General features: G+C 69.3%; 17 protein-coding genes and 1 pseudogene. 8 read left to right on the top strand and 10 right to left on the bottom strand.

All coding sequences use genetic code 11. The features are described from left to right. The first annotated feature begins 1 nt into the window (after position 1). The 4 genes from E3O44_RS16115 (at position 2) to E3O44_RS16100 (ending at position 5606) form a co-directional block, all read left to right on the top strand. Positions 2 to 985, top strand: a complete 984-nt coding sequence (locus E3O44_RS16115; RefSeq protein WP_134535798.1) for a carbohydrate ABC transporter permease — start codon at positions 2 to 4, stop codon at positions 983 to 985. Beyond that, positions 985 to 1803 (top strand): carbohydrate ABC transporter permease, encoded by an 819-nt coding sequence (locus tag E3O44_RS16110; protein WP_134535797.1) that lies wholly within the window; start codon positions 985 to 987, stop codon positions 1801 to 1803. The genes E3O44_RS16115 and E3O44_RS16110 overlap by 1 nt, the downstream gene beginning before the upstream one ends. 110 nt (positions 1804 to 1913) lie before the next feature. Then, positions 1914 to 3650 (top strand): amylo-alpha-1,6-glucosidase, encoded by a 1737-nt coding sequence (locus tag E3O44_RS16105; protein WP_134535796.1) that lies wholly within the window; start codon positions 1914 to 1916, stop codon positions 3648 to 3650. A gap of 15 nt (positions 3651 to 3665) precedes the next feature. Beyond that, on the top strand, positions 3666 to 5606 hold the full coding sequence (locus tag E3O44_RS16100) for a glycoside hydrolase family 127 protein (protein ID WP_134535795.1): 1941 nt from the start codon (positions 3666 to 3668) through the stop codon (positions 5604 to 5606). A 34-nt stretch (positions 5607 to 5640) separates the two neighbouring features. Here E3O44_RS16100 and E3O44_RS16095 read toward each other — a convergent pair whose 3' ends face one another. The 4 genes and pseudogenes from E3O44_RS16095 to E3O44_RS16075 all read right to left on the bottom strand — a co-directional run bounded on the left by E3O44_RS16095 (position 5641) and on the right by E3O44_RS16075 (position 8321). After that, positions 5641 to 5931, bottom strand: a complete 291-nt coding sequence (locus E3O44_RS16095) for a hypothetical protein (RefSeq protein WP_166792690.1) — start codon at positions 5929 to 5931, stop codon at positions 5641 to 5643. Beyond that, positions 5928 to 6317 carry a SulP family inorganic anion transporter gene (locus E3O44_RS16090; protein ID WP_134535793.1) on the bottom strand — a complete coding sequence of 130 codons (390 nt, stop codon included), beginning with the start codon at positions 6315 to 6317 and terminating at the stop codon, positions 5928 to 5930. Before E3O44_RS16090 ends, E3O44_RS16095 begins: the two co-directional genes overlap by 4 nt. Next, positions 6293 to 7273 (bottom strand): annotated as a pseudogene (locus E3O44_RS16085) (SulP family inorganic anion transporter). The gene E3O44_RS16090 and the pseudogene E3O44_RS16085 overlap by 25 nt, the downstream one beginning before the upstream one ends. 4 nt (positions 7274 to 7277) lie before the next feature. After that, positions 7278 to 8321, bottom strand: a complete 1044-nt coding sequence (locus tag E3O44_RS16075) for a hypothetical protein (protein WP_134535790.1) — start codon at positions 8319 to 8321, stop codon at positions 7278 to 7280. Positions 8322 to 8565: 244 nt separating this feature from the next. Here E3O44_RS16075 and E3O44_RS16070 point away from each other — a divergent pair, with 244 nt between their 5' ends. Continuing rightward, positions 8566 to 9660, top strand: coding sequence for an iron-containing redox enzyme family protein (locus E3O44_RS16070; RefSeq protein ID WP_134535789.1), 1095 nt, complete (start codon positions 8566 to 8568; stop codon positions 9658 to 9660). Here the strand turns inward: E3O44_RS16070 and E3O44_RS16065 are convergent. The 6 genes from E3O44_RS16065 to E3O44_RS16040 form a co-directional block, all read right to left on the bottom strand. Beyond that, the gene (locus E3O44_RS16065) at positions 9657 to 10253 is read right to left on the bottom strand and encodes an acetate uptake transporter (protein ID WP_134535788.1); all 597 of its coding nucleotides are present in this window, start codon (positions 10251 to 10253) and stop codon (positions 9657 to 9659) included. The genes E3O44_RS16070 and E3O44_RS16065 overlap by 4 nt on opposite strands. Positions 10254 to 10304: 51 nt before the next feature. Continuing rightward, positions 10305 to 11603, bottom strand: a complete 1299-nt coding sequence (locus tag E3O44_RS16060) for an MFS transporter (RefSeq protein ID WP_134535787.1) — start codon at positions 11601 to 11603, stop codon at positions 10305 to 10307. 64 nt (positions 11604 to 11667) lie between these two features. After that, positions 11668 to 12078 carry a GNAT family acetyltransferase gene (locus E3O44_RS16055; protein WP_241976385.1) on the bottom strand — a complete coding sequence of 137 codons (411 nt, stop codon included), beginning with the start codon at positions 12076 to 12078 and terminating at the stop codon, positions 11668 to 11670. A gap of 49 nt (positions 12079 to 12127) precedes the next feature. Then, positions 12128 to 12613: an aminoacyl-tRNA deacylase gene (locus E3O44_RS16050; RefSeq protein ID WP_134535786.1), complete on the bottom strand. Its 486-nt coding sequence runs from the start codon at positions 12611 to 12613 to the stop codon at positions 12128 to 12130. Positions 12614 to 12643: 30 nt separating this feature from the next. After that, positions 12644 to 13570: a Ppx/GppA phosphatase family protein gene (locus tag E3O44_RS16045; RefSeq protein ID WP_134535785.1), complete on the bottom strand. Its 927-nt coding sequence runs from the start codon at positions 13568 to 13570 to the stop codon at positions 12644 to 12646. Positions 13571 to 13607: 37 nt separating this feature from the next. Next, a complete protein-coding gene (locus tag E3O44_RS16040) occupies positions 13608 to 15809 on the bottom strand; it encodes an Ig-like domain-containing protein (RefSeq protein ID WP_134535784.1) in 2202 nt (733 codons plus the stop codon). Positions 15810 to 16042: 233 nt separating this feature from the next. Between E3O44_RS16040 and E3O44_RS16035 the strand changes: the two genes are divergently transcribed. The 3 genes from E3O44_RS16035 to E3O44_RS16025 all read left to right on the top strand — a co-directional run. Continuing rightward, positions 16043 to 17293, top strand: a complete 1251-nt coding sequence (locus E3O44_RS16035) for an alanine racemase (RefSeq protein ID WP_134535783.1) — start codon at positions 16043 to 16045, stop codon at positions 17291 to 17293. Continuing rightward, positions 17290 to 18603 (top strand): D-arabinono-1,4-lactone oxidase, encoded by a 1314-nt coding sequence (locus E3O44_RS16030; RefSeq protein WP_134535782.1) that lies wholly within the window; start codon positions 17290 to 17292, stop codon positions 18601 to 18603. The genes E3O44_RS16035 and E3O44_RS16030 overlap by 4 nt, the downstream gene beginning before the upstream one ends. A gap of 187 nt (positions 18604 to 18790) precedes the next feature. Next, positions 18791 to 19906 (top strand): glycoside hydrolase family 1 protein (locus tag E3O44_RS16025; RefSeq protein WP_134535781.1); only part of this gene is annotated, 1116 nt, incomplete at its 3' end.

Below are 19906 nucleotides of genomic sequence, written 5' to 3'. Positions count from 1 at the left end.
TATGACCACACTGCCTGTCCGCGTCGGGGCCGCACGCCCCGACGCGGGCGGGGCGGTCGGCACCCCCGCTCCGCTCCCACCGAAACAACGATCGAGGCGAACGTCCTTCGGCACCAACCAGTGGGTTGCCCTGGCCTTCGTGGCACCGCTCATCGCCTACCTCGTCATCTTCTATGCCTTTCCGCTCTATCGGAACATCGAACTGAGCCTCCACGACTACACACCCCGTGCGTTCGTTCAGGGCAACGCCGCATTCGTCGGCATCGAGAACTATGTGGCCGTCTTCGGATCGAAGACGTTCCCCAAGGCGCTGGCCAACACCGCACTGTTCACGATCGTCTCAATCGCGTTCCAGTTCGGAATCGGCCTCATTCTCGCGGTCTTCTTCCGCAACAACTTCCGGCTCAACGGCGTCCTCCGCGGACTGTTCCTGGTTCCCTGGCTGCTCCCGTTGATCGTGTCCGCATCGACCTGGTCGTCCATGATGAACTCGGACAACGGTGTCATCAACTCGGCCCTCGCCGTGATCGGGGTGGCGCCCGTGAACTGGCTGACCTCGCCCGACCTGGTGCTGGCCTCGGTGATCATCGCCAACATCTGGCTCGGCATTCCGTTCAACCTCGTCGTCCTGTACTCGGGCCTGCAGAACATCCCTGAGGATCTCTATGAGGCGGCCTCCCTGGATGGCGCGAACGCCTGGCAGAAATTCTGGCGGATCACATTCCCGTTGCTCCGCCCCGTGTCCCTCATCACGATCCTGCTCGGATTGATCTACACGCTGAAAGTCGTCGACATCATCTGGATCATGACCGCGGGCGGTCCAGGCGACTCGTCGACGACACTGGCGACCTGGTCCTACCGGGAGGCGTTCGGAACGGGCAACCCCGACTTCAGCCCGGCGGCCGCCGTCGGCAACGTCCTGATCCTGATCGCCTTGATCTTCGGATTCATCTATCTGCGCATCCAGAACAGGACGGAGAAATAATGTCTCATCGACGCTCCTGGTGGAAGACCGGAATCGGACTCGTTCTCACCGCCGTGATGCTCTTCCCCGTGTACTGGATGATCAACGTGTCCTTCACGAAGACCAGCGACCTGCGCGACTCCCCGCCGAACCTCTTCCCGTTCGCACCCACACTCGACGGGTATACGGCGGTGCTCTCGCAGCAGCTGCCGTATCTGGGTACGAGCCTCCTGATCGGGCTCGGCACGGTGCTGGTCACACTCGTCATCTCGGCGCCCGCAGGGTACGCCCTCGCCAAGCTTCGCCTGCGCGGCGCGGCCCCGCTCACCTTCATCCTGCTGGTCGCGCAGATGATCCCCGGGGTCGTCATGGCGATGGGCTTCTACGCGATCTACCTGAACAGCGGGCTCCTCAACACCGTGGGGGGCCTGATCCTCGCGGACTCGACGATCGCCGTTCCCTTCGGGGTGCTGTTGTTCACCGCGTTCATGTCCGGAATCCCCAACGAACTGATCCAGGCGGCCACCGTCGACGGGGCCGGGCCGTGGCGCACGTTCCGCTCGATCATCCTGCCCGTCAGCCGCAACTCGGCGATCACGGTCTCTCTGTTCGCGTTCCTTTGGGCCTGGTCCGACTTCATCTTCGCATCGACACTCTCGCGGAGCGGCCAGTTCCTGCCGATCACACTGGGGATCTACAAGTACATCGGCAACAACACCTCGCAGTGGAACGCCATCATGGCGACCGCCGTGGTCGCGTCGATTCCGGCGGCAATCCTGCTCATCGTCGCCCAGCGGTACGTGGCCGCCGGAGTGACCGCCGGCGCCGTCAAGGACTGATCAACCGGCACGCTCCGGGCCCCTCGCTCGCCTCGACGGCGACGCGAGCGCCCGGGCGTGCCGCCGCGCCCGTATCGGCCCGACGCCGGGTACCTACCGAAAGGCTCAGCATGACCACCACCGTCCAGCCCCAGACAGCGCAGGCGCTCACCTTCGATGTCCGCGACATCCCGTTCAGCACGAAAGGCGCCTGGTTCGACCTCTCGCCGGTCGTGGCCCTGCACACCACCGCGGAGGACGTGCACCTGGTCTCGCACCAGACCGGAATGCACGCGGTCTTCGTCCTCATTCCGGAGACCGACGGAACGCGAACCGAGTCGACCATCACGGCGTCACCCTCCCTCCTGACCTGGACCGCGTCGGACGGCGAGATCGACGCGGCCTTCGACGGAGTTACCTGCCTGCGCATCCGTGGACGGGGAATCAGCCTCAGAATCGGGGACGCATCGACCGGCCTGACGCCGTTCACGGGCACGTATCTCTTTCGCGATCCGATCGACGGTGCCGCCGTCTTCACGTCGTACGAAACCGGGCGTCGATACCGTGTCACGAGCCTGAAGGGCGACCTGGACCTGGTGGGCGCCGAGGCCCTCGGCGTCCACGTCCGGGATGCGGTCGCATCAGGGGACGACGGCTGGGAGGTTGCGATCGAGGAATTCGAATCGGCACGACCGAGCTACCTCCCCCTGCTCGGCTTCACCGACGTCGAACGCGCCACCGCCCGGGACTTCTCCGCCTACCTCGACCGGCTCGCCGGCTGGAGGGACGCGCGGACGCCCGCGGCAGCCCTTGCCGCCTACGTGATGTGGTCGGCGACGGTTCGACCGCTCGGTTTCCTCCGGCAGGAATCGATTCTGATGTCGATGCATTGGATGGACAAGGTGTGGAGCTGGGACCACTGTTTCAACGCACTGGCGCTTGCTCCGGGCGACCCGGCCGCGGCACTGGCGCAGTTCCGGCTCATCTTCGACCACCAGGACGCGTCCGGGGCACTGCCCGATTCGGTCACCCACTCCGAGATCCTCTACAACTTCGTGAAGCCTCCCATCCACGGTTGGGCGTTCGACAAGCTGCGTCAGCGGATGCCCGGAGTTCTGTCACCGGAAGACCTCACGAACGTCTACGACGAACTCTCGGCATGGACGGACTTCTGGCTGGATTCGCGCCGCATTGCCGGACACGAGCTTGCGCACTATCAGCACGGCAACGACAGTGGCTGGGACAATTCTTCGACCTTCGACAGCGACAGGGTCATCGAGGCGCCGGACCTCGCCGCCTTTCTGGTACTGCAGCTCGACACGCTCGCGAGACTCGCCGACGAACTGGGCCTGGACGCCGGGGCGACCCGGCGTGCCGAACGCGATGCGATGGCAGCGGCCCTGCTCGCCGAGTTGTGGGACGGCGACACCTTCATCGCCCGTGCTCCGCTGAGCGGCCGGACGAGCTCCACGACGAGCCTGCTCAACCTCCTGGCACTCGTCGCGGCCGAATTCCTGCCCGTCGAGGTGCGGGAACGTGTGGCGGCCTCCATCGCCGGTCACCTCACCCTGTGGGGCCCCGCGACCGAGCTTCCCTCGTCGCCGAACTATGAGCCCGACGGGTACTGGCGAGGTCCGATCTGGGCGCCGTCCACGGTCATCGTCGAGGACGGGCTCCGGCGTGCCGGTTTCGTGACCCTGGCCGACACCGTCAGCGCGCGCTTCCGCCGCCTGTGTGAAAAATCGGGCTTCGCGGAGAATTTCGACGCACAGACCGGTGAGGGCCTCCGCGACCGGGCGTACACCTGGACCGCGAGTTCCTACCTCCTGCTCGCGCAGGAAGCGCTCATCCGAGCGTCCGACAGCTGACCGAAAGAGAGAAACATGCCGTCTCGCATCGCACCACCGACACTCCGCGGCGGTCCCGTCCAGCCGTCAACGGGCGCTCTCCAGGCACTCGGACCAGACGAGGTGTCGCTCACCGGGGGGTTCTGGCGGGAGAAGCAGGAACTCAATTCCGAGGTCATCCTCGGTCACTGCGAGCGGTGGATGGAGCGGATCGGCTGGATCGGGAACTTCGATCGTGCCGCCCTCGGCACGCTGGGGACCGACCATTCCGGAATCGAGTTCGTGGATTCCGAAGTGTACAAGCTGCTCGAGGCGCTGGCCTGGGAACTCGGACGGAAGCCGGACGATGCCCTCGAATCCAGGTATCGGACCCTCGTCGCCCGCGTCGAGGCCGCGCAGGAGCCCGACGGTTACCTGCACACCAGCTTCGGGCGCGCCGGTCAACCACGGCGCTATTCGAACCTCGAATGGGGTCACGAGCTCTACTGCTTCGGTCACCTCATCCAGGCCGCTGTGGCGCGGCTGCGGTCCGGTTGCGACGATGAGCTCGTTCAGGTCGCCAGGCGGCTGGCCGACCACGTCTACACCGAGTTCGGTCCAGACGGCCGCGACGCGGTGTGCGGCCACCCGGAGATCGAGGTCGCTCTCGTCGAATTCTCCCGCGCCACCGGCGACGCACGCTACCTCGAGCTCGCGGGTATCTTCGTCGAGCGGCGCGGGCGCGGACTACTGAAGGCCGATCGGTTCGGCGCGGAGTACTTCCTCGACGACCTGCCGGTGCGGGACGCCACTGTGCTCCGCGGTCATGCCGTGCGGGCGCTCTACCTTGCCTCCGGGGCCCTCGACGTCGCCGTCGAGACCGGCGACGTGGCGCTCGCCGGGGCGGTCGCCACCCAGTGGGAGAACACCGTCGCCCGGCGAACCTACATCACGGGCGGCGTCGGTTCGCATCACCTGGACGAGGCCTTCGGCGAGGACTATGAGTTACCTCCGGACCGGGCGTACGCCGAAACGTGCGCCGGCATCGCTTCGGTGATGTTGAGCTGGCGTCTCCTGTTGCAGACCGGGGATGCGCAGTACGCAGACCTGATCGAGCGCACACTGCTCAACAACATCCTGGCTTCGCCTCGCGAGGACGGCCGGGCCTTCTACTACACCAACACACTGCACCAGCGCGTGGACGGTACCGTGCCGGAGGAAGACGAGATCAGCGTGCGCGCCCAATCGAGCCTGCGCGCGCCCTGGTTCGAGGTGTCCTGCTGCCCGACCAACATCGCCCGCACCCTGGCCAGTGTGAACCTGTACTTCGCGACCAAGACGGGCACCGGAGTGCAACTGCACCAGTACGGCGACTATGACGTGTCGACCCGGATCGAAACGGGATCGATCTCCCTCGGCGTGCGAACGGGATACCCGTTCGACGGCGCCGTCTCCGTGCTCATCCGTGAGGCACCGGATGCCGCGGCCTCCGTCTCCTTCCGCATTCCCGCGTGGGCCGTCGGCCGCGCGGTCGTGCACGTCAACGGGATACCCGTCCCGGGTTCCGGGGCGACGATCACGGTCTCGCGCGTCTTCCGCGCCGGGGACGAAATGACACTCCACCTGCCGATGACTCCGAGACTCACGCGGCCGCATCCGTCGATCGACGCTGTTCGTGGAACGGTGGCCGTCGAGCGCGGCCCACTCGTGATGTGCCTCGAATCCACCGACCTGCCGGATGGGCGGGCGCTGGCCGGAATCCTCCTCGACGACGGTGCCGACCTCACCGAAACGGCGAGGGGGGTGCGTGCGCACCTGGTGTCCACGGGGATCCCGAAACCCGACTGGCCCTATTCCGACGGCGCGTGGGCAGGCACCGGGAATGTGGGCTACGACGTGGAACTCATTCCCTACTGTGCCTGGGCGAACCGTGGCCCGTCCACGATGCGCGTCTGGCTCCCTGTCGCCCTCCCCGGCCGCGGGACGGCTCGGGCATGAGCGCTGCCGGTGCGGCCGCGCGCGTGACCGGCGCTCAGGATCCGGCGTCGTCAGCGGCGGGCGCCTCGTCATCGAGCCCCGCCAGCCAGGCCTCCGCGGCGCGGTAGGCGGTGAGGCTCGACTCGCCGACCCGCTCGGTCGCTTCGAAGATCTCGACATGCCCGGATTCCTCCACCGTGCGGTTGCTGCGCAGCTGGCGGAGAACACCGGGGTCGATGCCGCTGAGGAACAGGCGGCCACCGACGGCGGCGAGCCGGGCCGAGGAGTCGGAGAGCACGGCGAAGGACGTCGATCCGAGCGTGGCACGCCCGCGGAGCCGGATCACCACGGCCGGGTGCCGCGCGGCGCCGGATCGGGGAGCCGCGCCTGGAGCGTGCGCGCTCCCGCGTAGTAGAGGCTGCCGTAGATGTCGAGAACGACGGCGCGCCGGGAGGCGAGCACCTTCGGAGCCGGACGCTCGAAGAATCGCCCGCTCGAGTCGGGTACCCATTCGACCACCCGCAAGTCGAGCGCCTCCTGATTCAACTGCATGAGCAGTGCGAGGGCGATGCCGATACCCACCGCGGCGGCGACCGGGAGCAACAGGGTCGCGATGAATGTCGTGATCACGGCGATCTGGGAGATGCGGCCCGTGCGCAGAATCGCTCTGAGCGATCCGGTTCGAAAGGAACCGACCGCGGCGTAGATCAGCACGGCGGCAAGGGTCGACATGACCACGCTCCCGACGAGCCCCGAAATGCCACGATGATCAGGGCCATCCACAGACCAGAGAAGATGGCGGCCCACCGGCCCCGCGCACCGGACGCGACATTGAGGGCGGTCTGGCCGACCGACCCGCCGACGGGCTGCCCCCTGAACAGGCCGGACGCGAGGTTGCCGACGCCCTCGGCGATGAAGTCCCTGTTCGGATTCGACGGGGTTCCGTCCGGATTCGGCGCCGCTTCGCTCACCCCTGCGCCCTGGATGAGGACGAGAGCGGCGACGGAGAACGCACCTGTGGCCAGGCCGAACGTGAAGTCGCCGAGGCGCGGCAGGCTCGGAAGGGGGAGACCTGGCGGAATCGCACCGACGTCGCTCACCAGGGGAATGGACCCGGAACCCCAGACGAAGATGGCGATGCTCGGGAGCACAAGCGCGATCAGCGCGGACACCGACCCGAGTCGGGTGCGGCCCAGGACCACAAGCAGAAGCAGCGCGGCCAGTCCGGCGACCGTCGTCGGGAGATCGACGAGGCCGGGGTGGATGATGACGTCTCACGTCTTAGCCAGTGCGAACTGCCCCGTCGCCTGCGCGCCGAAGAGGTCGGGAATCTGCCCGAAAATGATATTCGCACCGATACCGGACAGGAACCCGACCATGACCGAGTGCGGCACGAAGCGGGTGTATCGGCCGAGTCGGGCGACACCGGCGGCGATCATCAGAATTCCGGCGATGAGGGTGAGCAGGAACAGCGCGCGGGATCGATCCGCCTCGGGAACAGCGGCGACGGCAGAACCGGCCGCCAGCGCAGACGCGCTTGTCGTCGTGATGACCATGAGCCGGGTGCTCGAGGAGAGACCGCCCGCGACCGAGCCGATCCGTCGAGGGCATACTAGTCCCGCGCCGGCTCCGGTCGAGCGATCTCGTCGACGCTCCGGGTCGGGTGTACCGCCCCCTGCTGTGGTCACCGGTTCACGGAAAGTCGTGAAGCGACCATTCGCCGGAGGCGCCCTCGACGAAGGTGCGGACGCGGGCCCAGTGCGAGAGGTCGAGTTGAGCCACGGCGAGAGCGGGATCGGTGCCGGCACGGAAGACGATCTGAGCGTATGTGCCGGACACGGAATATCCGACGATGTCGTTGCGACTGTCGAGGGCGGTGGCCAGGGCGAGTGCCCGGGTGAGGGAACCACCGTCGGACTCGAGCAGGACGGTCCGGGACCCGTTCGTCCCGTCGTCCGGGGTCCGGTCGGGTGAGTATGCCTCGCGCCGGATCGTGGGACCGGGGAGGGTGGTCGTCACCGACGCATCCGCCAGGACCGTGCGCGCGACCCGCGCCGAGCGTGCGGCCAGTTCCACGGCCGGCAGACCGGAGGAGATGACAGTGACATCAAGGTTGGCGTTGCTCGTGTCGTAGATGAGGTCATCGTCCTGGTCCCGCCACGAGACTGTGACGCGGGAGACGCCGTCGAGGGCCAGCACCAGTCGGGCGAGCCTCAGCCGGGGCTCATTCAGTGCACCCTCCTGGGAGATACCGACGTTCAGCCGATCGACGTCGAGCCGGACCATCAGCCGCGAGTCGGAACTGAGCTGGACGCCGGCGAGGGCCTGGGAAACGTGCGCGGCCAGGTCGTCCACTGCCGTGTCCGTGAGTCCCGGTACGGCGGTGACGGTCAGGAAGCCGTTGTTTCGAAAGGATAGGTCGCCCGCGCTCGAGTGGGCCTCGCCCACGGAGGCGATACCGGGAATCGTACCGAGTGCCTCGCTGAGCCTGGACAGCGAGGACGTGGAATCGGGGACGAATGCTCGCGTGACGGCCGTTCCACCCGTGGTCAAGACGATCGGGAGACCCACGCACACGACACCGATCACGGCCAGGACAACGATGACGGCAGCGGCGGCGCCCAGGCGACGAGTCCACCGCGTGTGGCTTGTCTCGACGGGGACGTCTGCCTCCTGACGCAGCAGGTCTTCGATTTTGTCCCGATCAGAGCTGGGATCGCGATCGAACGGCTTCATGATCTCAACCTAAGACATTGTTGCGGCTTTCCGGACATCTCCAGCCGTCGCCGGAGTATGGCATTCAATACCAACATCCACTGCGATCGTGACGATTCGCCATCGAGGCACGTCTTACTAGTGACTGTTTCCAATCTTGAACCGGTGGACAGTCCACGCCTGCCCCCTCTCTTCGGTGGAGGTCGTTCGAATCGTCGCGTCGGCACGCCTTCGCGACTCGATCGCAGTACTGGAACGAGGCATCATGCTCCACTCCACCTTTGCTCCCGCGACCCTGTCGGCTCGTGGCCCGGTCAGCGAACGGCTCCTCGCCGCACTCTCCGGGCGCACCGAACGCGGAGGGACCGTCCTCGACGGGTTCGAGGCGCTGGCCGCAGGCGCCCTCGGACGCGCCCCGGACATCCTGGTCGACGACGACCTGCAGCTGACTCTGTTCCTGCTCTACCGCCTGCACTACGACGGTGTTGTTCCGGGCGACGAGGAGTGGGAATGGCACCCCGACATCCTGGCCGCACGCGTCGTCCTCGAGCGCGGTTTTGAGGCTGCCCTGCGGGGCTCGGCGCCGCGGCCGCCACTCCCCGCGGCGACCCGTGACGACGTCGCCCGTGCACTGTTCACCCTGACCGGGCACGAGCACAACCCCGGCCTGGCACTGTTCGTGGCGCGCGCGGCCTCCCGGCAGCAAGCTATCGAGTTCCTCGTGCATCGCTCGGTCTACGCGCTCCGGGAGGCGGATCCGTACGCCTGGGGGATCCCGCGTCTGTCCGGCCGGTCCAAGTCTGCACTCATCGAAATCCTCGCCGATGAATACGGTGACGAGCGGGTCGAGCGGATGCATTCGGTTCTGTTCGAGACCGCCCTGCTGTCGGCGGGGCTCGAGGGAGACTACGACGCATCCATCGACACCGTCCCGGCCATCACGCTCGCTTCCCTCAACGCGATCTCGATGTTCGGGCTCAACCGGCGCCTCCGCGGCGCGCTCGTCGGGCACCTGGCCGCGTTCGAGATGACCTCGACGATTCCCAGCCGCTTGTACTCCGATGGATTCCAGCGACTCGGTTTTGACGACAGCGTGGCCCGGTACTTCGATGTACACGTCGAATCCGGCTTTGCACGTGAGCAGTCGGCCTGCCGGGATCTGGCTGGTTCTCTCGCCGAAGACGACCCGGAGGCGGTCGGCGACATCATGTTCGGAGCGAGCGTGTTCCTGTCCCTCGATGACCGTCAGTCGGCGCATCTGCTCGGAAGCTGGGCGGACGGGTATTCGTCTCTGCGATCCGACGCGAGGGTGACCGCCGAGCTGCCCGCGGTCACGGTGGGGGAACCCTCCGGTTTTTAAGAGCGGAAAGCACCCACCGGGAACACGGCGCGTCCCCAGGTCGCGTTCACGACGGTGGCCGCCGAACCGTACCAGGCGGCTAGTGCCGTCGCGAGGCCGAGCCATCCGCCCGCCTGGCTGATGCCGCCGAGTCCCGTGAAGGCGCCGATCGCCAGGGCGAGGAAAGTGATGGTGAGCAACGCGAACACGGCGAGTGTGACCCGATTGGTCTTCACCGCTGCAATCGTCATGTACGCGGTGAAGATGGCCCAGGCCAGCAGATAGGTACCCACTCCGCTCGGTCCCGCCTGCTGGGCGACGGCCGGGTTGGTCTCGAGCCACCAGAACGACAGCCAAAAGGCCCCAAACGAGGTGAATGCCGTCGCAGCGAAGGTATTACCTCTGGCGAACTCCCACATTCCGGCCGCGAACTGCGCCAATCCGCCGTAGAAGAGCGCAACGGCCAGCACGGAGGCACCGGCCGCCGGCACCCAGCCGGTGTTAGCGAGGCTCAGCACGAAGGTGGTGAGTGCGAAGGCGCCCAGCCCGAGCGCTCCCGGATCCGCAAGCTTCACGGGGACGGGCATGGGTTCGGACACAGAGACGACACTCATCGGACAACCTGACTTTCACTCGCCAGCGGTGCACCGAACGATGATTCGACCCTAGCCGACCGATTCACCAGGCTGTGCCGGTCTTCCGCGTCGGATGGATCTGGCCGCCCGAGAGACGGACCAGACGACGACAACTCCCACCAGGACCATGGTGGACAGGCCGAGCCCGGAGTAACCGACGGCACCGAGCACTAGCCCCGCCAGGGCTCCGCCGAGGGCGCCGGCCGCGTTCATCGACAGGTCCGAGAAGCCCTGCAGGGCCGCCCGGTCGTTCAGGCCGACCGCCTCACCGATGAGGGCCGAGCCCGCGACGACGGATGCCGACCAACCGAGGCCGAGCAGGATCAGGCCGGTCGTCATGGCGCTGCTCGAGTCTCCGGCGAGCCAGAAGAGTGTGAGCGACGACAACAGGAGGCCCTGGCCGACGAGGATGACGGGCAGCCGTCCCACCCGGTCGGCAAGCCAGCCGAACACGGGGGAGAGGGCGTACATCCCGGCGACGTGGAGGCTGATCGTGAGGCCGACGACGGATAGAGTGGCGCCGTGCTCGCGCAGGTGCACGGGAGCCATCGACATCAGGGCGACCATCGTGGCGTGGCTCAGTGCGATCACGGCGACGGCGTAACGGGCGGAGGCTGTGGAGCGCAGGATGACCAGGCCGCCGCGAGGCCGGGGCGCTGCCGCGTCCGTTCCCCGTGCGGCGAGGGCGGTCAGGAGCGGGTCGGGTCGTAGCCCGATCGTGTACACGATGGCGGCGCCGACCGTGGCGACCAGGGAGAACGCGAAGGCCCCGGTCATCGGCGGCAGGCCCAGATAAGCGCCGACGACCTCGCCGGGTCCGAACAGGTTCGGTCCGAGGACCGCGCCGATCGTCGTCGACCAGACCACGATGGAGAGGTCACGGGCCCGGAAGGCGCGGCTTGCCAGGTCGGTGGCGGCGAACCGGGCCTGCAGATTGGCGGCCGATCCGGCGCCGAGCAGCATCAAGGCCAGGAGCAGGAGTGCGAAGACGTTGAGGGAGACCGCGGTGATCGCGAGCACGGCGCCGACGCCGGCGACCAGTGAACCGGTCGCGAGGGAGAGCCGTCGCCCCCTGGCTCGGGCGAGCCTCGCGAGGGGCACGGCCACGAGTGCCGCACCGAGAGTGCTCATCGTCGCGGCCATGCCCGACCACGAGGGCGACCCGGACAGCTGAGCCGCGAGCAGGGCGCCGAGGGAGAGGGTCGCCCCCATGCCGATTCCACCGAGAATCTGCCCCGCGACGAGCACCCCGACAACCTTGCGCTGCAACGGACCGTGCCCGGGATGCCCCGCCAGGGAGGTCTCGGCGGCTGACGGGTTGTCGGACATGGGGTCCTTCCCTGGGTCGACGGTTCCGGTATACCTACAGGGGTATCAAAGACAGGCTATCGCCTCAGCGGAGCCATTTCGCGCGGACCTGGACGTCGGCATCCTCGTAGCCGAGGCGATCGTAGAAGTCCAGCACCCCCGCGTTGGCCGATCGGATCATGAGTTGCAGCTTCACGACGCCCCGCTCGCGAAGCCAGTCCTCGGCGGCGAGCATGAGCCGCCGCCCGAGCCCGGTTCCGCGGTGGCTTTCGGCGACCGCGAGGTAGTACACCCAGCCGCGGTGGCCGTCATGGCCGACCATCACCGTGCCGACCAGGGTCCCCCCATCGAAAAGGCCGAGGACTGTCGAGGTCTCCCCGGCGAGTGCGCGCAGCAGATCGGCCTCAGGCGGGTTCCAGGGGCGGGTGAGTCCGGCCTGGTCCCAGAGCGCGGAGACGCCCTCGGAGTCCTCCGGGGTCAGGTTTGAGATGCGCATGACCCATTCTCCGTCTTCGACGGTGCGCCGGCGGCACCGAGCGAGGCGATCAGACGCGCGGCTTGAGCGGGTCTGTGATGTCGGCGACGGTTGCGCCGTACGCGTCGATCAGGGCGTCGGCGTCGACGAACGCGGAGTAACCGTGCTCGCCGGCGCCCATGGCGACCCGGCCGCCACGCAGACGTTCGTCGGCGAAGACCGGCCAGGCGGTTGTGCTGCCGAGCGGCGTGATGGTGCCGCGCGAGTAACCGGTCGCGGCGAGGGCGACGTCCTCGTGCGGCAGGGAGAGTTTGTTCACGCCGACGAGCGCACGCAGTTTCGCCCAGCTGATCTGCCGGTCGCCCGGTACGAGTGCGAAGAGGTAGTCGCCGTCGTGCCGCTTGACGACGAGTGATTTCACGATTCCGGACGGGTCGATTCCGAGGAGTCGTGCGGCGCTCTCGAGGCTGTCGGCCGCCGGCCGGGGGACGATGTCGATCTCGAGCCCGCGGGCACGGGCATCCGCTGCCACCCGGTCTCGCCCTTGTTCAGTCATGGGGCGAGTCAATCACACCCGTGCGGCGGGTCAGCCGAGGTGGTCGAGGTAGCGCAGGATGATTCCCTCGCGGAGGGCCCACGGCGAGACCTCGAGTTCGTCCACCTTCAGGGCGGCCATCGCGGCCTGAAGAACGATGCCGCCGGCCACGATCTGGAACGTGCGGTCGGCCGTGATGCCGGGCAGGGCCGGGCGCGCGTCCGCGGGAATGCGGGCCAGCCGGGGCACCCAGTCGGCGAGCTGGGCGCGGCTGAGCAGCATCCGCTCACCCGAACCGAAACCGTCCGAGGTATGCCCGGCGAGCTTCGCGAGCGACCTGATCGTCTTGGACGAGCCGACGACGTGGTGCGGTGCCGGCTGTCCGGCGAAGGACGCGACGGCCTCGACGAGCACGACGGCCGCGTGCGCGCGCAGGGCAGCAACCTCCTCGGGGAGCGGGGGATCGTGGTGCAGGAAACCCACGGTTGTGCGCCCGGCGCCGAGCGGGACCGAGAGGGCCACCTCCGGCGTCTCGTTCGAGCCGGCGGCGATCTCGAGCGAGCCGCCGCCGATGTCGAACAACAGGATGTCGCGCGCCGACCAGCCGTACCAGCGCCGCACGGCGAGGAAGGTGAGTCGGGCCTCGTCCTCGCCGGAAAGAACCTGCAGGGCGACGCCGGTCTCCCGCTCGATCGTCGCGAGGAGCTCAGGGCCGTTCGTGGCGTCGCGGAGGGCGGAGGTCGCGAAGGGGAGCAGGTCGTCGACTTGGTGGTGGCTCGCCACATCGGCCGCGTGCTGCACCGCGGACAGGACGGCTGCGCAGCCCTCCTCGGTGATCGCCCCCTCCGGAGTGAGATACCGCATCAGCCGGAGGACGGCCTTGTCCGAGGCCATCGGCACCGGTTGGGCGCCGGCATGGGCGTCGACGACAAGCAGGTGGACGGTATTCGAACCGACGTCTATGACTCCGAGGCGCACAGGTTGACGATACCAAGGCGGGGGACAGGTCGTGCGCCTAGTGGGTGGGCTCGGGGACCACGAAGCGCTGCCAGGCCCAGGCGCTCACGCTGAGGGCCGCGAAGAGTCCGGAGGCGACCCACATCAGGGTCACGCCGCCCTCGCCGTGCCACAGCCCGACGACGGGGCTCAGCACGGCGAACATGACCGTGAAAGCGGCGAGGGTCAGGCCGACCCAGACGAGCGGCGACCAGGCGACGATGCTGCGCCCGCTCGTGCTGCCGATCGGGATGAGCACGAGCAGCGCCGATCCGATCGCGGTCAGTACGACGCTGTTGGCGACCTCCGCGGCGAGCAGGTCGCCGAAACCGCCACCGGTCGGCAGCACCCCGAGCACAAGCCAGCCGAGGATCGCGAGCACGAGCAGGCTCCCGGCACGCAGCGCCGCAAGCTGGCCGCGATGGATCGCGCTGTGGCCGTTCGACACGGCGACGCTTCCCAGCAGCCCGAAGAGGAGGGCCGGGTGGATCTCGAACGCGCGCGAGCCGAGCGCGGTCACCGCGACGAGCAGCAGGTAGCGCGGCAGGAATGTCACGGATGTCGGCACGCCCCACACCCGCGAGCTCCACCACTGTGGCACGAGGGCTCCGACCGCGTTGACGACGACGAGAGCGAGCACGACGGCGAGCAGCAGCCGCAGGTAGGCCGGCTGGCTCGACACGGTGCCGGAGAGCATGATGAGCGTCGCGGCGGCAGCGACAGAGGCGGCCGCGAGGAGCCAGCGGTTCACGATCAGGGTGGGGGCCTTCTCGAATTCCTCGCTCGCTCGGTTACGGCCCGCAAGGGCGGCCGTGTTCCAGAGCGGGCGGCCGTCCCGCGCGCGCACGATCGTTCCGCTCAGCAACCGGGCGGGAATGACGAGGAGCACGAGGGCGCCGATGGCGAAGAGCACGGCCTCGAACCAGGAGAAGTCGGCGTTCGCACCCGGGGGCAGGACCGCGCTCGTGAACTGGGTGGGGTCGTTCCAGCCGCCGGGGAGGGAGGGCTCGTGGCCGGATGCCGAATCATCGCCGCCTGCCGGTGGAGCGGGGGCCGGGAATACCGGTGCCGGGGTCGCCGTGGGGGTCGGGGTGGCGGTGCCGCTCGCGGACGGGGTGCCGGGTGCGGTGGCGGTCGGCGACCCGCTCCCGGCCGCGGGCGGACCAGTCGGCGATGACGGCGGGGTGGCCGACGGCGTTCCGTCCGGCGCGGGACCGAAGTCGACGGCGAGACCGGGGCTTCCCTGGCTCTGGTTGCCGGCGGCATCCTGTTGGGCGGCGATCACGAGGTAGCTGCCCGCGGCGACCGTGCCCGTCGCGGTGCAGGCCCACGCTCCGGCGGCGACCGCGACGGTGCACAGCGAGTACGGGCCGGCGAACACGGTGACAGCGGCGCCGTCCTCACCCGTCCCCGTGTAGCTCGACCCCGCCTGGGGCACCCGGGTGCCGGGGGTCGGCGACGAGACGACGGGAGCGGCGGGCCGGTCGAAGTCGAAACGGATTCCCAGCGGCGCGCTGTCGTTCGACCACGAGGGCGCGCTGAACCCGGTCTGCTGCGTGGCCGTCACGGTGTGGCCGCCGCTGCTCGGAAGGTTCGTGAAGGTGCACGACCACGCCCCGCCCGTGTCGGCGGTCGCCGGGCAGCTCTCGCCGGTCGAGACCGAGGCGACGACGGATGCGCCCGGGTACGCGGATCCGCGGACGGTCCCGTTCGACGCCGGGTTGCCGAGCGGCCCGCCCGTGACTCCGGGCTCCCCGAGCACGTCGATCGTCTCCTCGGCGGCGAGGCTCGAATCACCCGTCACGACGACCCTTAGACGGACGTGCTGCCCGCTCGGGAGGTTCGCGGTGCAGGACCAGTCCGTCGACGCGGTGGCTGCGATGATGCAGAGCGGGTCGCCCTCTCCCGGGTTGAGGAGCTGGATCTCCTGGCCGGCCGCGCGGGTGCCCGAGACCGTCGTGGTCGAGCGGCCGACGAAGGACCCGGCCGGGGGGCTGTCGATCGTGGGGGACTGCGACAGCGGGGTGGCAGCCGGCCCGCTCGGCGGCGGGGCGGGAGAGGTCGCGGCGCGCGCGGCATCCGTGCCGAGCAGGGAACCGCCGGGGGCGAGGCCTCCCGGCAGGAGGCCGCCGAGGCTCAGAAGCAGAAGCCCGGCGGTGACGAGGATCACGGGCGCGACCAGCCGGGCCGGCGACCGGGCGGGACGAAGCGCGACAGGCATCCACCGGGGCCGTCGCCGATGACGGTCGTTCGGCGGGCCGTCGCAAGCGATGTCTGAGCGATGCATAGGTCCCCCTGTCACCATTTCAAGGGTCATTTCCCCGATTGTCAACGTGCAACGCGCAGTGTGACGATCTGCTTGCGCGATTGTTATCCGCCGCCGGACCCGGCGTAGGGCATACTGACGGACACGAGGCGGATTCGCCGCCCCGCCGTGAGACAGGCTCGATCGCTATGACGCTCCCTGACCTGCGCACTGCCTCGGCCGACAGGCCGTGGCTCCGGCCGGAGAGCTACTGGCCCGCACTGACCGAGGCCACCCGGCATCTCGACGCGCCCGTCGCGGCCCTGCACCTCGGTGCGCTCCGGCACAACACCCACGACATGCTGCGACGGGCCGGGGGAACCCCGATCCGGGTCGCCTCGAAGTCGATCCGCGTCCGCGGCGTGCTCGAGGCCATCCTCGCGGTGCCCGGCTACCGGGGGGTGCTCGCGTACACCCTCGCCGAGGCACTCTGGCTCGCGGACTCCATCGAGGACGTCGTCGTCGGCTACCCGAGCGTGGACCGGGAGGCGATCGGAGCCCTCGGCCGCTCGGCGGTCCTGGCCTCCCGGGTCACCCTCATGGTCGACTCGCTCGCCCAGCTCGACCTCATCGACGCGGTGATCCCGCCGCACCGGCGCGCGGCGATCCGGCTGTGCATCGAACTCGACGCCGGGTGGAACAACCCGGTGCTCGGACACCTCGGCGTGCTGCGCTCGCCGGTGCACACCGTCCAGGAGGCGCACGACTTCGCGGCGGCCATCGTCGCGCGCCCCGGCTTCACGCTCGTCGGCGTGATGGCCTACGAATCGCAGGTCGCCGGGCTCGGCGACCGGCCGGCCGGCCACGGCCCCCGTGCGCTCAGCACCGGGATCGTCAACCGGTGGGTGCGTCGCCACTCGATCGCGGAACTCGGCGTGCGCCGTGCCGCCGTCGTCGCGGCGGTGCGCGAGGTCGCGCCGATCGAGTTCGTCAACGGTGGAGGGACCGGGTCCCTCGAGAGCACCCACGCGGATGCCTCCGTCACCGATATCGCGGCCGGCAGCGGCTTCTTCGGCGGGCACCTCTTCGACAACTATTCGGCATTTACACCGGCCCCCGCCGCGGCCTTCGCCCTCTCCGTGGTGCGGAAGGCGACCCCGGCGACCGCGACGCTCCTCGGCGGCGGCTGGGTCGCGTCGGGGCCGCCGGGCACCGACCGGTTGCCGGCTCTCGCCTGGCCGCCCGGACTCGCGGTCGTGCCGCGCGAGGCCGCCGGCGAGGTGCAGACCCCGCTCGCGGGCCCGGGTGCCGCTGCCCTCGGCGTCGGCGACCGGGTCTGGCTGCGGCACACCAAATCGGGGGAGCTCAGCGAACACGTGACGGAATTCGCACTGGTGGATGACGGCAGGGTCGTGGACCTGCTGCCGAGCTACCGCGGCGAGGGGAAGGCATTCCTGTGACGAACACCGGTGCCCTCTGGCGGAACTGGGCGCGCAGCGAATCCGTGCGCCCGATCAGGATCGAGCGGCCTACGAGCGTCGCCGCCGTGCAGCGCGCGGTGATCGCCGCTGCGAAATCCGGGATGTCGATCAAGGCCGTCGGATCGGGCCACAGCTTCTCCGGCATCGCCGTCGCTCCCGGCGTGCTCCTCGACCTGGCCGACCTCGCCGGACTCGTCGGCGTCGACACGAACACCGGCCGCGTCACCCTCGCCGCCGGTACCCGCCTGCACCGGATCCGCGGCCTGCTCGCACCCTACGGGCTCGCGCTCGCCAACATGGGGGACGTCGACCGGCAGACGATCTCCGGCGCGACCTCCACGGGAACCCACGGCACCGGCTCGGCCTTCGGCGGACTCGCCACCCAGATCGTCGGCCTCACCCTCGTCACCGGAGACGGCGGCCTCCTGCACGTGAGCGAGACGGAGAACGCGGAGATCTTCCCCGCCGCCCGCCTCGGTCTCGGCGCGCTCGGCATCCTCGTCGACGTGACGATCCAGTGCGTCCCGGCGTTCCTCCTGCACGCCGTCGAACAGGCCGAGCCGCTCGCCGAGGTGCTCGACACCTTCGACGAGCGCAGCCGCACTGCCGACCACTTCGAGTTCTACTGGTTCCCGCACACGGAGAAGGCCCTCACCAAGACGAACACCCGCCTGGAGCCGGCCTCGGGGCGCGCGCCGCTCGCCCCGGTCTCCCGCTGGATCGACGACGAACTGCTCGCCAACGGCGCCTTCGGGGCACTCTGCACCGTCGGGGCCGTGGTCCCTCAGACCGTTCCGACGATCAACCAGTTCGCCGAACGATTCATGGCCCGCCGGGAATACACGGATGCCTCAACGCGCATCTTCGTGAGCCGACGCGCCGTGCGCTTTCACGAGATGGAATACGCCCTCCCGATCGCTGCGGTTCCGGCGGCCATGCGCGAGGTGCGCGAACTCATCCAGCGCTCGGGCTGGCGGATCTCCTTCCCGATCGAAGTGCGGTCCGCCGCAGCGGACGACGTGTGGCTGTCGACGGCTCACGGCCGCGAGACCGGGTACATCGCCGTGCACCGCTTCTATCGGGAGAATCCGGGCGAGTATTTCGCCGCCGTCGAGGCCATCATGCGTGCCCACGACGGGCGCCCGCACTGGGGCAAGATGCACACGAGAGACGCGGAGTCCCTTCGTGAGGCCTACCCGCACTTCGACGACTTCCTCGCCGTCCGCGACCGGCTCGATCCCGAGCGGCGGTTCGGCAACCGATACCTGGACCGGGTGCTCGGGCGTTAACCGGAAGGCCGAACGGCCGCCGGGGCGCCGGCCTGCTCCCGTGCCGCAGTGCCGTCCCGGCACGGATCGCCGCCTGCCGGGCATGGATCGGCGCCTGCCGGTCCGGATTTCGCCCCGCGCGTGACAGGCTGGTGACCGCGGCGAGCGGCCGCTCCACGAATCACAAGCGGGAGAGACTCCTCGTACCATGAGCAGCAAGCCGATCAACACCAACACGGTCGCCGGCCGGGCCTGGCCGCACCGCGCCAACGAACTCGGCGACCGGCTCCCCGGCGGTTTCACGATCGGGGTGGCGAGTTCGGCATTCCAGATCGAGGGCGCTGCCCGCGACGGCGGCCGCGCCGAGTCGACCTGGGACCCGTTCACGGCCACTGCCGGCCGCATCGTGGACGGGTCGAACGCATCCGTCTCCGCGGACCACTACAACAAGCTGCCCGAAGACCTCACCCTGCTGAGCGAGCTCGGCGTCGACGCGTATCGCTTCTCCTTCGCCTGGTCGCGGGTGCAGCCGGACGGACGCGGGGCGCTCGCGCGCACCGGACTGGCGTTCTACGACCGGCTCGTCGACGGGCTCCTCGCGGCCGGCATCCGCCCGATGGCGACGCTGCACCACCGCGACCTGCCGCTCGCCCTGCGCGGCGGCTGGCTGAACCGCGATACCGCCTCGCGCTTCGCCGACTACGCCTACGAGCTCGGAGCCGTGTTCGGCGACCGGGTCGACGCCTGGGTCACCCTCGACGAGCCGGCGACCGTGACGCTCGCCGGGTACGCCCTCGGCACTGATGCCCCCGGCGAGGCCCGTCTCTTCGCCGCGCTCCCGGCAGCGCACCACCAGCTCCTCGGCCACGGCCTCGCCGTGCAGGGACTGCGCGCGGCCGACGTGCGCGGCGGCATCGGAATCGCCAATGCGTACTCGCCCGTGCAGCCGGCGAGCGACAGGGAGGCCGACGAGGTCGCCGCGGCGCTCTTCGACCTGCTGCACAACCGCGTCTTCGCCGACGCCGTCCTCCTCGGGAGCTACCCGGTGCCGCCGGAGCCCTACGAGACCGAGCTGCGGCTGCTGCTCGAGACCGAGCCGGAGGACCTGCGCACGATCAACCAGCCGCTCGACTTCTACGGCCTCAACTACGTGCAGCCGTCGCGGGTCGCGGCGGGGCCCGTTCCCGTCGTGAGCGGTGCGATCGCAGGAGGCGGCCCCTCCGGCAACGGCGCGGGCGGCGCGCGCGGTGAAGCCGGCGCAGGCTCGGGACCCCGCGGGCCGGGATCCCGCGGCCCCGGTTCCCGCGGGCCGGCGAGCCGGGCT

The organism is Cryobacterium algoricola (assembly GCF_004402485.1).
Taxonomy (GTDB): Bacteria; Actinomycetota; Actinomycetes; order Actinomycetales; family Microbacteriaceae; genus Cryobacterium; species Cryobacterium algoricola.
Note: the sequence above shows the minus strand (reverse complement) of the source record. Positions and strands in the feature narration are given on the sequence as shown.